At 63.7% G+C, this 12,342-nt stretch carries 14 protein-coding genes; 4 read left to right on the top strand and 10 right to left on the bottom strand.

What is annotated here, in order from left to right; all coding sequences use genetic code 11:
• Positions 1-133: 133 nt before the first annotated feature.
• A complete protein-coding gene (locus JJE66_RS02825) occupies positions 134-940 on the top strand; it encodes a L,D-transpeptidase (protein WP_200512605.1) in 807 nt (268 codons plus the stop codon).
• Between the two features lie 48 nt (positions 941-988).
• On the opposite strand, the gene JJE66_RS38395 is transcribed toward JJE66_RS02825, so the two are convergent.
• The gene (locus JJE66_RS38395; protein ID WP_283818432.1) at positions 989-1,120 is read right to left on the bottom strand and encodes a hypothetical protein; all 132 of its coding nucleotides are present in this window, start codon (positions 1,118-1,120) and stop codon (positions 989-991) included.
• A gap of 38 nt (positions 1,121-1,158) precedes the next feature.
• Complete coding sequence (locus JJE66_RS02815) at positions 1,159-1,374, bottom strand: hypothetical protein (protein ID WP_200512604.1); 216 nt, start codon at positions 1,372-1,374, stop codon at positions 1,159-1,161.
• Between the two features lie 467 nt (positions 1,375-1,841).
• Here JJE66_RS02815 and JJE66_RS02810 point away from each other — a divergent pair, with 467 nt between their 5' ends.
• The 3 genes from JJE66_RS02810 to JJE66_RS02800 all read left to right on the top strand — a co-directional run bounded on the left by JJE66_RS02810 (position 1,842) and on the right by JJE66_RS02800 (position 4,106).
• A complete protein-coding gene (locus JJE66_RS02810) occupies positions 1,842-3,011 on the top strand; it encodes a cytochrome P450 (RefSeq protein WP_200512603.1) in 1,170 nt (389 codons plus the stop codon).
• A gap of 259 nt (positions 3,012-3,270) precedes the next feature.
• Entirely contained in the window at positions 3,271-3,852 is a 582-nt protein-coding gene (locus JJE66_RS02805; protein ID WP_200512602.1) for a flavin reductase family protein, read from the top strand.
• A gap of 98 nt (positions 3,853-3,950) precedes the next feature.
• Positions 3,951-4,106: a hypothetical protein gene (locus JJE66_RS02800; protein WP_200512601.1), complete on the top strand. Its 156-nt coding sequence runs from the start codon at positions 3,951-3,953 to the stop codon at positions 4,104-4,106.
• A gap of 116 nt (positions 4,107-4,222) precedes the next feature.
• Here the strand turns inward: JJE66_RS02800 and JJE66_RS02795 are convergent, their stop codons facing one another.
• The 8 genes from JJE66_RS02795 to JJE66_RS02760 form a co-directional block, all read right to left on the bottom strand.
• On the bottom strand, positions 4,223-5,371 hold the full coding sequence (locus tag JJE66_RS02795; protein ID WP_200512600.1) for a M20 family metallopeptidase: 1,149 nt from the start codon (positions 5,369-5,371) through the stop codon (positions 4,223-4,225).
• 257 nt (positions 5,372-5,628) lie between these two features.
• Positions 5,629-7,014 (bottom strand): sigma-54-dependent Fis family transcriptional regulator, encoded by a 1,386-nt coding sequence (locus tag JJE66_RS02790; RefSeq protein ID WP_200512599.1) that lies wholly within the window; start codon positions 7,012-7,014, stop codon positions 5,629-5,631.
• 53 nt (positions 7,015-7,067) lie between these two features.
• A complete protein-coding gene (gene fliN / locus JJE66_RS02785; RefSeq protein WP_200512598.1) occupies positions 7,068-7,418 on the bottom strand; it encodes a flagellar motor switch protein FliN in 351 nt (116 codons plus the stop codon).
• Positions 7,419-7,421: 3 nt separating this feature from the next.
• Positions 7,422-8,042: a FliH/SctL family protein gene (locus JJE66_RS02780; RefSeq protein ID WP_200512597.1), complete on the bottom strand. Its 621-nt coding sequence runs from the start codon at positions 8,040-8,042 to the stop codon at positions 7,422-7,424.
• Positions 8,042-9,139 carry a flagellar motor switch protein FliG gene (gene fliG, locus JJE66_RS02775; protein ID WP_200512596.1) on the bottom strand — a complete coding sequence of 366 codons (1,098 nt, stop codon included), beginning with the start codon at positions 9,137-9,139 and terminating at the stop codon, positions 8,042-8,044. Before fliG ends, JJE66_RS02780 begins: the two co-directional genes overlap by 1 nt.
• A gap of 17 nt (positions 9,140-9,156) precedes the next feature.
• The gene (gene fliF, locus JJE66_RS02770) at positions 9,157-10,770 is read right to left on the bottom strand and encodes a flagellar basal-body MS-ring/collar protein FliF (RefSeq protein WP_200512595.1); all 1,614 of its coding nucleotides are present in this window, start codon (positions 10,768-10,770) and stop codon (positions 9,157-9,159) included.
• A gap of 188 nt (positions 10,771-10,958) precedes the next feature.
• A complete protein-coding gene (locus tag JJE66_RS02765; protein WP_002714638.1) occupies positions 10,959-11,234 on the bottom strand; it encodes a DUF1153 domain-containing protein in 276 nt (91 codons plus the stop codon).
• A 393-nt stretch (positions 11,235-11,627) separates the two neighbouring features.
• Complete coding sequence (locus JJE66_RS02760; protein WP_200512594.1) at positions 11,628-12,338, bottom strand: flagellar hook assembly protein FlgD; 711 nt, start codon at positions 12,336-12,338, stop codon at positions 11,628-11,630.
• Positions 12,339-12,342 lie beyond the last annotated feature (4 nt).

Genomic DNA, 12,342 nt, shown 5'->3' with positions numbered 1-12,342 from the left:
TCGCTCCACTTGTTGCCGACCAAAAGTTCGGCGTTAACCATCGCTAACGTTTCCGCTCCGAGGGGAATCGCTTCGAAGTTTCTTAAATCTTGCCGGGTACCTCTTCAGGTCAGAAGTGACCTGGAGAAAGATTATGGGCAAGCGGGCCAAACGCGGAAAGGCACAGACGCTCGCACTGCCGATGGCCGCGCGAGTTGCCATTGGCGCCGTGGCCGTCGCCGTCGTGGGGTACGGTTTGCTGTCCCCCCCGGCGAGCGTGCAACCGATACGGAAGCCGTCCGCGCACGAAGCCCTGGCATCGTCAACGCCGGTTTACGTGGCGACTCCCGCTCATGTATCAGCGTCAGCTCCGGCTCCGGCTCCGGCTCCGATTCCGGCCCCGGCACCTCTGGTCGAACCACCAAAAGCCGCTGATGGTCCCGGAGCATTTGTCCGGCAGGTGGTCGACTACGCCAGCCACCAGACGCCGGGCACCGTGATCATCGATACCAAGAACACGTTCCTCTATTTCGTTCTGAACGACGCGCAGGCGATGCGCTACGGCATCGGTGTTGGCCGCGAAGGTTTCGCATGGTCCGGCGAACAGACTGTGGCCCGTAAAACAGAATGGCCGGATTGGCGTCCGCCTGCCGAGATGGTCGTGCGTCAACCTTATCTGCCGCGGTTCATGGCAGGCGGTCCCACCAACCCGCTCGGCGCCCGGGCGATGTATCTGGGCGAGACCGAATATCGAATTCACGGCACCAACAAGCCCGATACGATCGGGAAGCGGGTGTCGTCCGGCTGTATCCGGTTGACCAATGAGGACGTCACGGACCTCTATGAGCGGGTGAAAGTCGGAGCGAAAGTGATCGTGCTTCCGGCATCGCCGTCGAACCGGCCCTCGGCAACCAACGCGCAGATGTTGTCATCTGGACCGAGAATAGCCGAGGCTCAGTAACCCAGTCCTCCGTCCTTTAGTCTCCTTCGATCCAAATCCCCGCTTCACTCAGAGCGTTGAGAACGCGTTCAATGTCTTCGGGGTCGAGTTCTCTGCTGTCACATTCGATTCGTCGAAGGCAATCTTGCCTTTGCGTTCGTCGATTTCGATGGCACGTCGAATGATTTCCGCCACGCTCATGTTCTCTCAGTTCGGGCGGGTCTGGCGCGAAACCCCGACTAAGCCGACGGTCGCTTCTCCAGAGCCGCGGCGATCCGTTCCAACCCTGCGTTCGTTCGGCGCGTCTCGGCAATCTGCTGCTCATATAGATCAATCATTGTGGCGCCGGACGAGGTACGTTGGCGCATCGCACGCATCGCTAGGATCGATCCACCCACGATCAGGATGAACGGCCACCAAGAGTACATCGCAAGCAGAATATCGCTCACGGTCATTCAGAACCTCCTAAGCCAGGTAAACGATCAGTTCCTGTGGTTTTTCTCGAGAACAGCTGCGATCCTGTCCATCGCAGCACTCGTCCGATATGTTTCTATGAGGTGCTGCTCCCGCAACTCGATCATCGATGCCCCGGAAGCCGCGCGTTCTCGGCACAATCGCCCTAACACGATCCATCCCAGGGGTATCAAGATGACTGGCCACGCATAGTACAGGACAACAGCCCAATCGGATGGTTGCATGCGATTTGCACCGAAGCTTTCGATCACACCAACTGCAACTTTAGCGATAATCGATCAAACCGCACGTGAGGTGCGCGCTCACGATTAATAGATCGTTGCTGGGGCTTTTGAGCACTCTTATGGATACACGTCCCAATGTCGTCTGTCCCTATCGCTAGGGACAGACGCCGGCGCCTCGGTTCGCTAGTCTGGCCTGAATCACACGAGAATCCAGGGAGGCCGCCTTGAGCACCGCGCCACGCATCGACATCGACCTCGCGTCGTTCTGGGCCGATCCCTATCCGATGCTTGCGAAGCTGCGCAAGGAAGCGCCGATCGCCTTCGTGCCGCAACTCGGCTCGACGTTGCTTTCGACCCGCGACGACATCTCGATCTCGGAGAAGCAGATCGACGTATTCTCCTCGCACCAGCCGGCCGGCCTGATGAACCGGCTGATGGGCCATAACATGATGCGCAAGGACGGCGAGGCGCATCAGGTCGAGCGCCGCGCGATGTTTCCGACGGTGTCGCCGAAGACGGTGAAGGCGCACTGGACCGCACTGTTCCGGGCTCATGCCGACCGCATCATCGACGCGATCGTATCAGGTAGCCGGATCGATTTCATGGCCGACTTCGCGCTGCCGTTCTCCGGCGAGTGCCTGAAATCGATCACCGGCCTCACCAACATCGGTTTCGCCGACATGGATGCCTGGTCGCAGGGCATGATCGAGGGCATCGCCAATTACGGCGGCGACACGGGCGTCGAGGCGCGCTGTCATGCGGCGACATCGGGCATCGATGCTGCGATCGACGACATCCTGCCGGTGATGCGCAAGAATCCCGACCGGAGCATCCTTGGCGTGCTCCTCGCCGCTGATATGCCGATGGAGAGCGTGCGCGCCAACGTCAAGCTTGCGATCTCCGGCGGCCAGAACGAGCCGCGCAAGGCAATTGCCGGCACGGTGTGGGCGCTGCTGAGCCATCCCGAGCAGCTCGATCTCGTGCGCAAGGGCGAGGTGACGTGGCTGCAGGCATTCGAGGAATACGCCCGCTGGATCTCGCCGATCGGCATGTCACCGCGGCGCATCGCCAAACCGTGGTCGATCCGCGATGTATCCTTCGAAACCGACGAGCGCGTGTTCCTGATGTTCGGCTCCGCCAATCGCGACGAGAAGCACTTTGAGCGCGCCGACCAGTTCGACGTGCGGCGTGATACCTCCAAGAGCGTGGCCTTCGGCGCCGGGCCGCATTTCTGCGCCGGTGCCTGGGCCTCGCGCGCCATGATCGCCGACGTCGCGTTGCCGACTGTGTTCGCGCGTGCCAGGCATATCGAGATCGCCGACGACGAGCCGGTGCGGATCGGCGGCTGGGCGTTCCGGGGCTTGCAGAATTTGCCGGTGCGTTGGCTGCAGTAGCGGGTAGGGGCCGTCCATCCCCAACGCCGCCATCATGTCATCTTGCTCCTGTTTTGCCCGACGTGTCAACTTAATTTCGGATTATGCGCAAGCTAGAGTTTTCGCACATCCGGCTACTGTGCATGGGGTTGTTTTGCGGATTTTTGTGATCCGGTGCCGAGAGCCGCGGACCAGGTTCATGCGACCACATCCTGGGCCACCTTTTATCCGCGGACGATCGCACCTAAATAGACGAGAACCCCGCCTCCGGGCGCATGCCATGAATGTAGTCCCGCGCGATCTCATGACCGAAATCCCCGTCTCGTCTGCCGATTTCCGCGGCGCCATGCGCCATCTCACCGGCGGGGTCAGCGTGATCACCACCGGACGGGGCAAGGACATCACCGGCATGACGGTGACCTCCGTGACCTCGCTGTCGGTTGAGCCGCCGACCCTGCTGGTCAGCATCAACCGCGATGCGTCGTCGCTCCCGCTGATCCGGCGCCACGGCGCCTTCGGCGTGAACATACTCGCAGCCGATCAGCTCGATGTTGCCGAGCGTTTTGCCGGCAAGGGTGGCCTGAAGGGGGCAGATCGCTTTGCCGGCGCCCGGTGGGTCACCTCTGTTTCCGGCGTTCCGCTGCTGGTTGGCGCCTTGTCCGCCGTCGATTGCGAGGTCGAGGAGATCATCGAGCGGCATTCGCACGGCATCGTCATCGGCCGCGTCAGGGGCATCAAGAACTCGGCCCGCACCGCGGCGCTCGCCTATTGGCACGGCCAGTATGTGGCGGTGGACCAGGACGAGGACGCCGCAGGGCTCGCGGACGTCAGCGTGCCCGCGCGCGGTCGCCGCGGCGTTTGATCGACGCAGGTTTCAGGCCGCGCAGGCTGGCCTTTTTCTCATCATCGCTCTAGAAGCGCCCTCGAGCCTCCCATCCGGGGCGGCCATGGAGCGGAACGATGAAGCGCGTCGGGACCTGGGCCTTCTATGTCGTCAGCGCGCTGGCGATCGCCTATCTCGCGCTTTATGCCTATGCGATGTTCCGCGGCCAGCCGTTCGTGCCCGGCGATCCCATCCACATTTTTCGCAAGCCGGACGCGCCGAATTATTCGTAGAACTTGGTCGGTCTCGTAGGGTGAGTTAGCCGAAGGCGTAACCCACCACTGTTCGTTTCCTTGGAAAATGAAAGAGGTGGGTTACGCTTTGCTAACCCACCCTACGGCACTTCCGCTCATCCCCGCAAAATCGCCAGCGCCAGCGTCTGCGCGCGCGGCACGATGCTGTCGAGCTCGAGATATTCCTCCGGCGTGTGTGCGAGGCCTCCGACCGGCCCGACGCCGCAGATGGTCGGCGTGCCGACCGCGGCGGTGAAGCCGGAATCGGCGCAGCCGCCGGAGAACTCGCCTTGCAGCGTGGTGAGGCCGGCCTGCCTGGCCGCAGCCTGGTAGCCTTCGAACAGCGCCTTGGAAGCCTCGCTCTGCACCACCGGCACGAACTCGCCCCTGATGGTCAGCACAGCACGCGTGCCGGGCACGGAGGGCGTCGCGACGATCCGTTCGATCTCGGCCATCACGGTGGCGCGGTCCTTCGGATCGACGTAGCGCATGTCGATCTGTCCCTCGGCGTACGGCGCGGTCGTATTGACCGACTGACCGCCCGAGACAAGGCCGACATTGAGCGTGATGCCCTTGGTGAGGTCGGTCAGCGCGTGGATCTGGATGATCTTGTGCGCGAGCTCGCCGATCGCGCTGATACCCGCGGCGAAATTCGCGCCGGAATGGGCCGCCCTGCCGGTGATGGCGAGATGCATGAAGATGCCGCCCTTGCGGCTGGTGACGACGTTGCCGGTCGGCCGGCCGGGCTCGGAATTGAACACTGCGCGCGCGGCGCGCCCTTCGCGCTCGATCACGGGCCGCGACGAGGGCGAGCCGATCTCCTCGTCCGAGGTGATCAGCAGCTTGATCGGATGCGGTGCGCCGCCGAATTTGTGGAAGGCGGTGGCGACGAAGATGTTCATGACGACGCCGGCCTTCATGTCGGCAACGCCGGGCCCGTAGGCGCGCGTCTCCTTGATCGTGAACGGACGGAGGGTGGCTTCGCCCTTGCCGAACACGGTGTCGCGATGGCCCATCAACAGCACCGGCTTCTCGTTGCTGCCGGGCTTGGCGACCTCGGCATGGATGGCATCGCCAAAACTGTCGTGGCTCTCGCGCCGGAACGGAATGCCGTGCTCGGAAAAATGCCGCTCGAACCGCGCACCGACCGCATCGACGCCGGCCTTGTCATAGGACCCGGAATCGATGTTCACGACATCGCGCAGCAGATCGATCATCGCCTGCCGCTGCGACGCCAGCCAATCCGTGATTTGAGCTTCAGACATGTGTTTCCTCGCGTGGGTCTCATGCGGGGTTATAAGGCGTTGCGCGGGCGCGACCTAGTCGCCGGATGCGGTGCCGCCATGTGTTGGGCCCCGTAGCCCGGATGGAGCGAAGCGAAATCCGGGAATTCCGATTGCGGAGCTAATCCCGGATTGCGCTTCGCTCCATCCGGGCTACGAGACCGCCCCCTGTGCCCCACAAAACAAAACGCCCGGGACTGAGCCCGGGCATTCGCATCCTCTCGATATCTGCGGGAGCCCTACGCCCCCACCATCGGCATCCGCGGATATTCACCCGGCGTGCCGGCCGGCGTGATCGGGATGCCGCCGTCGGAATATTCGTTGAGCTTGTTGCGCAAGGTGCGGATCGAGATGCCGAGGATGTTGGCGGCATGGGTGCGGTTGCCGAGACAGTGCTTCAGCGTCTCCAGGATCAGGTCGCGTTCGACGTCGGCGACGGTGCGCCCGACGAGCGCCCGCGTCACCTGCTCGGCGGCCATGGTGGCATGCGCCACCGCCGGCACCGTCTTGGCGAGGTCGAGGCGGTCGCCGTCCGGCGTGAGGATTGCGTCGGGCCCGATCTCGTCGCCCTGCGCCATCAGCACCGAGCGGTGCATGGTGTTTTCGAGCTCGCGGACGTTGCCCTGCCAGCGATTGGTGGAGAGCACGCGGCGCGCTTCGGCCGAGACCGGCCGTACCGGCACGCCGTTCGCCTCGGCATATTTCTTCACGAAGTGCTGGGCGAGCTCCAGAATGTCGGCGGGGCGCTCGCGCAGCGGCGGGATCTTCAGGTTGACGACGTTGAGGCGGAACAGCAGATCCTCGCGGAACGTGCCTTCGCGCACAGCCTCAGCCAGGTTGCGGTTCGACGTCGCGATGATGCGGATGTCGACCGGGACCGGCTTGGTGCCGCCGACGCGATCGATCACGCGCTCCTGGATCGCGCGCAGCAGCTTCGATTGCAGGCGGACGTCCATCTCGGAGATTTCGTCGAGCAGCAGCGTGCCGCCGGTCGCCTCCTCGAACTTGCCGATGCGGCGCGCGATCGCGCCGGTGAAGGCGCCTTTCTCGTGACCGAACAGTTCGGATTCCAGCAGGTGCTCGGGGATCGCGGCGCAGTTGATCGAGATGAACGGACGCTTGGCGCGGGCCGAGCGGGTGTGGACGTAGCGGGCCAGCACTTCCTTGCCGGTGCCGGATTCGCCGGTGATCATCACCGAAGCGTCCGAGCCCGCGATCTGCTGGGCGAGCTTGACGACCTTCGCCATGGCTTCGTCGCGATAGATCAGCTCGCGGGAATCGTTGGCAACGGCGGCCAGCACCGCGGCGATCAGCTCCGGATCGGGCGGCAGCGGGATATATTCCTTGGCGCCGGCATGGATCGCGGCAACCGCAGCGCGGGCGTCGTTGGTGATGCCGCAGGCGACGATCGGGGCGTGGATGTGCTCGGCCTCCAGCCGCATCACGAGGTCGCGGATGTCGAGGGCGACGTCGACCAGCAGCAGGTCGGCGCCCTTGCCGCCGCGCAGCACGCGCATCGCCTGCTCGTGATCCTCGGCATGGGTCACGGTGGCGCCGTTCTCCATCGCGATCTTGGTGGCGGTGGTGAGCTGGCCCTTCAATGTGCCAACGATGAGAAGCCGCATGTCAGTCTCCTGTCCGTCTGGTCGCGCTGCCGCGCGTCATTCCCTGCAATTATTTAACCGCGTTCGGTCCTGATGATTTCCGTCATGGTCACGCCGAGCTTGTCCTCGACCAGCACCACCTCGCCGCGAGCGACGAGCTTGTTGTTGACGTAGATGTCGATGGCCTCGCCGACGCGCCGGTCGAGCTCGAGCACGGTGCCCGGTCCGAGCTTCAACAGGTCGGCGACGTCCATCTTGGAGCGGCCGAGCACGGCCGAAACCTGCACCGGCACGTCGAACACGGCCTCGAGGTCGGCGGCGACGCGCGCCGCATATTCGTCCTCGTTGTAGCCGACGTCTGCACCGGTCGGCGGCAGCGGGCCGTTAAGATCGGGCAGCGGGACTTGTCCGTCGGTGTCGCTCATGGCTTAATTCCCCCTGCGGGACGCGATATAGCGTCCGACCATGTCGTCGATCTTGGCCGCGATGGCGCTGCGCTCCAGCACGACGCCGCCGTCGGCCCATTCGATCCGGCAGTCGCCGGTGGCAATCTCGGGCTCGGCCAGGATCACCAGCCGTCCTTCGAAGCCGCTCTGCTTGGCGAGCCGCTCGATCTTCTCACGCGCGCTGTCGTAGAGCGCGTCGTTGATGCGGACGACGAGATGTGGCGTCGCGACCAGATGCGAGAAGCAGTCCTTGACCAGCGCCATGATCTCGCCGAGCGGCTCGGCGGCGACCAGGTCGGCGCACAGCTTGCGTGCGACAGCGACCGCGACGTCGACCGCTTCGGTCTCCATCTTGCTCTCGATGTTGCCGATGCCCGAGGCAATGCCCCGGATCGCTATGTTGATTTCTTCCATGGCGAGGGCGACGCGGCGGTCGCTTTCCGCCTTGGCTTCGCGTTGGCCGGCGGCAAAGCCGTCCCGATAGGCACGCGCTTCGGCTTCCGCGACCTTCTGGGCGATCTCGGCCGCGGTCGCGGCCTTCTCGCGCGTCCGGTCGGGTGCGGCGAAGTCGGTGTCGAACAGGAATTTTGCCGGAGCGCCCATCAATACACCAGTTCGTCGTCGGCGCGGTTCTTGGTCAGCATGATCTCGCCCTTGGCGGCGAGGTCCTTGGCGAGGTTGACCAGCAACGCCTGGGCCTCGTCGACATCGCGCAGGCGCACCGGGCCCATCGCCCCCATGTCGTCCTGGAGCATCTTGGCCGCGCGCGAAGACATGTTGCCGAAGAAGAAGTTGCGGACGTCCTCGTTGGCGCTCTTGAGCGCGACGCCGAGCTTGTCCTTGTCGACATTGCGCATCAGCGTCTGCGCCGAGCCCGAATCGAGCTTCACGAGGTCGTCGAAGGTGAACATCAGCGCCTTGATGCGCTCGGCCGATTCCCGGTTATCTTCCTCCAGCGAGGTGATGAAGCGGGTTTCGGTCTGGCGGTCGAAATTGTTGAAGATTTCCGCCATCACTTCGTGGGCGTCGCGGCGGCGGGTCTGCGAGAGGTTGGACATGAATTCGGTGCGCAGCGTCTTCTCCACGCTCTCGATCACCTCCTTCTGCACCGCCTCCATCTTCAGCATGCGGTTGACGACGTCGAGCGCGAGATCCTCGGGAAAGATACCGAGCACGCGCGCGGCGTGTTCCGGCTTCAGCTTCGAGAGCACGACCGCGATGGTCTGCGGGTATTCGTTCTTGAGGTAGTTGGCGAGGACCTCTTCCTGCACGTTGGAAAGCTTCTCCCACATGTTGCGGCCGGCGGGGCCGCGGATCTCGTCCATGATGCCGTTGACGCGCTCGGGCGCCAGATATTGCTGGAGCAGGCGCTCAGTGGCGTCGAAATTGCCCATCAGGGCGCCGGAGGCCGACATGCGCGAGACGAATTCGAGCAGCATGTCCTCCACCGTGTCGACCTCGACGGTGCCGAGCGTCGACATTTCCAGCGAGAGCTGGCGAACCTCGTCGTCGTCGAGCAGCGACCAGATCTTGCCGCCATATTGCTCGCCGAGCGCCAGCATCAGGATCGCAGCGCGCTTCGGTCCCGCCACCGCCTCGACCTTGGCGCCGCCCGCCGCGCGGGTGCCGGCACGCTGACCGAGCGTGGAGATCACGCTGGTGATGTCGTTGGAGTTGGCGTTCTGCAAGCTGGCGGCCATGTCAGTTCACTTCTCGATCATTTCGCGGGTTCGGTCAGCCATTGACGGATGATGGCGACGGTTTCGTTAGGATTGCGCTCGGCGAGCTCGCCGACGCGATGAACGGACTGGGCGTGGACCTGGCCCTGGATGGTGGCGACGTCGATCGCGCTGGCCGCACCGCTCGGCAGCAGCGCCTGGCCGGCGGCCGGCGCGACTTCTTCCGAAGCGGCGGGGCCGGAAAGGACGCCGGAGATGGCGGCGGCGACTTCGTCGGAGGCGAGGATGCGCTTGACCAGCGGGCGGATCACCATGAACATCACGACCAGGCCGAGCAGCATCATCACGCCGAGCTCGACGAAGTACATGACGTCGTCCTTGGTGAACTGGAGCATGCCGAGGAAGCCGCTTGGCTCCGCAATGGGGGCGGTGGAGGGGGCGTCCGCGAAGCGCAGATTGACGACCTCGACCTGGTCGCCGCGCTTCTGATCGAAGCCGATCGCCGAGCGCACCAGGGTGGCGATGCGGTCGAGCTGCTCCTTGGTGCGATCGGTGTAGGCGAGATCGCCCTTGTCGTTCTTGGTGTAGATGCCGTCGACCAGCACCGCGACCGAGATGCGGTTGACCCGGCCTGCCTCGGTCACCTCGGTCTTGGTGGTGTGGGAGATCTCGTAATTGTTGGTCTCTTCGCTCTTCTTGCTCTGGTCCTTTGCCGCCGCGCCGCCATTCTGCTGGTTGCCGGGGAGCTCGTTGTTGACCGTGACCTGGCCGTTGTTGTCGGCGGTCATGCTCTGCTCTTCGCGGGTCTGACTCGAACGCAGCACGCGGCCTTCGGGATCGAACTTGTCCGAGGTCTGGGTCACTTTGTTGAAGTCGAAATCGGCGGAGAGCTGGACGCGGGCGCGGCCCGAACCGACCACGGAGGAGACGATGTCCTCGACCTGCTTGCGCAGCCGCTTCTCGTAGGCGGTGCGACGCTCGTCGCCGATCTCCTGGTCCGGATCGGTCTGGGCGCCGTCGGCGAGCAGCTGGCCGGCCTCGTCGACGATCGAGACCCGCTGCGGCTTCAAGCCGTTGACGGCGGAGGCGACGAGGTGGCGGATGGCGCGGATCTGCTGGGGTTCGAGCGAGCCGCGGACCCGCACCACGATCGAGGCCGACGGCTCCGGCGCCTCGCGCGCGAACAGCGGCCGCTCCGGCAGCACGAGGTGGACGCGGGCGGCCTGGATGCGGTCGATGGCGCGGATGGTGCGGGCGAGCTCACCCTCCAGCGCGCGCAAATGATTGATGTTCTGGACGAAAGAGGTGGTCCCGAGCGCGTCCGACTTGTCGAACACTTCGTAGCCGACGCCGCCGCCCTTGGGCAGGCCGCCCTCGGCGAGCTTCATCCGGAGACGGGTGACCTTGTCCTTGGGCACCATGATGATGGTGCCCTCATTGCGCAGCTCGTACTGGATGCCTTGGCGCTCCAGGTCCTTGATAATGCCCGAGGAATCCTCGACGCTGAGGTCGGTGAACAGCGTCGTCATCTGCGGCGTGGTAACGCGCATGATGACGAAGGCAAAGAAGCCGATGAGCGCAGCGGTGACCGCGATCATCGCCCCGAACCGGGCGGCGCCGATACCTTTTAAAAAGTCCGCAAGACCTTGCAAGCAACCGCCCCGAAGCTTCGATCCGCAACTGAGCGGCCGACTGGGCAATTATTGCCTAGGTGATGGTTTCGATATGGTTAACGAAGATTAAGAGCTCGGACAAAAGTATCGCCAAAAGGAAACATGAAAAAAATCGGCCTCGCGGAGCGAGGCCGATTTTCGTCAAAAGCCGCAGAATTCCGGATCGCTTACTGGCGATATTGCTGAATGCGGGTGGTGCGAAGACCCGCCAGACCATGCTGGTCGATGGAAAACTGCCAGGAGAGGAATTCGTCGACCGTCAGGGTGTAACGGCTGCAGGCCTCTTCAAGGGACAGAAGACCGCCGCGAACGGCAGCGACGACTTCAGCCTTGCGGCGGATGACCCAGCGTTTGGTGCCGGGTGCGGGCAGATCGGCGATCGTCAGCGGACTGCCGTCCGGCCCGATGACGTATTTTACCCTCGGGCGATGGGGTTCTGTCATGGCGTACTCACAAACTCTCAACCACTGAACTCACGCCGTAACCCTACGCACGCCGGCTTAAAAATCCGCTAAGCCTAAGGCTTCAATACAATTCTCGTTGAAACTTGCGGGAACGCGACCGGCCCGGCGGGCTGAAAACACAATTTCAGCGAGGCGAGCGGGTCTTCGTAAATACTTTACTAACGAACAGAGGCCTGGGCAGCGATGCTGCAGGGCCCCCTGCCGTCGTCCCGGCGAAGGCCGGGTCCCATAACCACAGGGAGTAGTTTGGCGAAAACTCGTGGTCGAGAAGTCTTTCCCGGTACTGCCACCTGCGTCTGATAGATAGATCACGCGGTATGGATCCCGGCCTTCGCCGGGATGACACCGTATGTGTAGCGTAACCGCGCCGCTTCAGCTGCCGCTGCTGGTCGCGACGACGCTCTTCACCTGGCTTAGCGTATAGCTGGTGCCGTCGATGGTGAGCAGCGGCGGCGACTGAGTCAGGTCGACCGACGACACCGTGCCCTGCACCTGCGCTGCGATGCCGACATTGTTGCCCGAAGTGTCCTTGCCGGTCGCCGTGATCGTGTATTTGCCGTCCGGCCATTGCGTGCCGTCATTGCCCTGGCCGCCCCAGGTGAAGGGAACGTCGCTGGCAGCACCCGCGGTATATTTGCCGGTGAACACGGTCTGACCGCTGGAATTGGCGACGGAAATGTCGACGGTCGCATCGGTCGGCACGTTGAGATGCCAGGTCGCCGAGGAATTGGTCATGGTGGCCGTGGTGCCGTCGACCACCGCGGTCTTGCCGACGTAATCCAGCGCCTGAGTCGCCTGCGTGGTTTGCTGCAGGGTGACGAGTTGCGAGAGCGAATCGTTGGTCTTGAGCTGCTGCTCGACGCCGGCGAACTGCACCAGCTGCTGGGTGAACTGGTTGGTGTCGAGCGGATCGAGCGGGTTTTGGTTCTGCAGCTGCGTCGTCAGCAGCGTCAAAAAGGTCTGGAAGTTGCCGGCGAGCGTCGCGCCCGTGGACGAGCCCAGACTCGAGCTCGACGATGACGACGACGTCTGCGTCGTTCCGGAGACGACGGCAGGCGAAGTGGCGGCATTCGTGGTCGTCATAAGC

This window comes from Bradyrhizobium diazoefficiens, assembly GCF_016612535.1.
Lineage (GTDB): Bacteria > Pseudomonadota > Alphaproteobacteria > Rhizobiales > Xanthobacteraceae > Bradyrhizobium > Bradyrhizobium diazoefficiens_C.
This window is presented reverse-complemented; position numbering and strand designations above follow the sequence as displayed.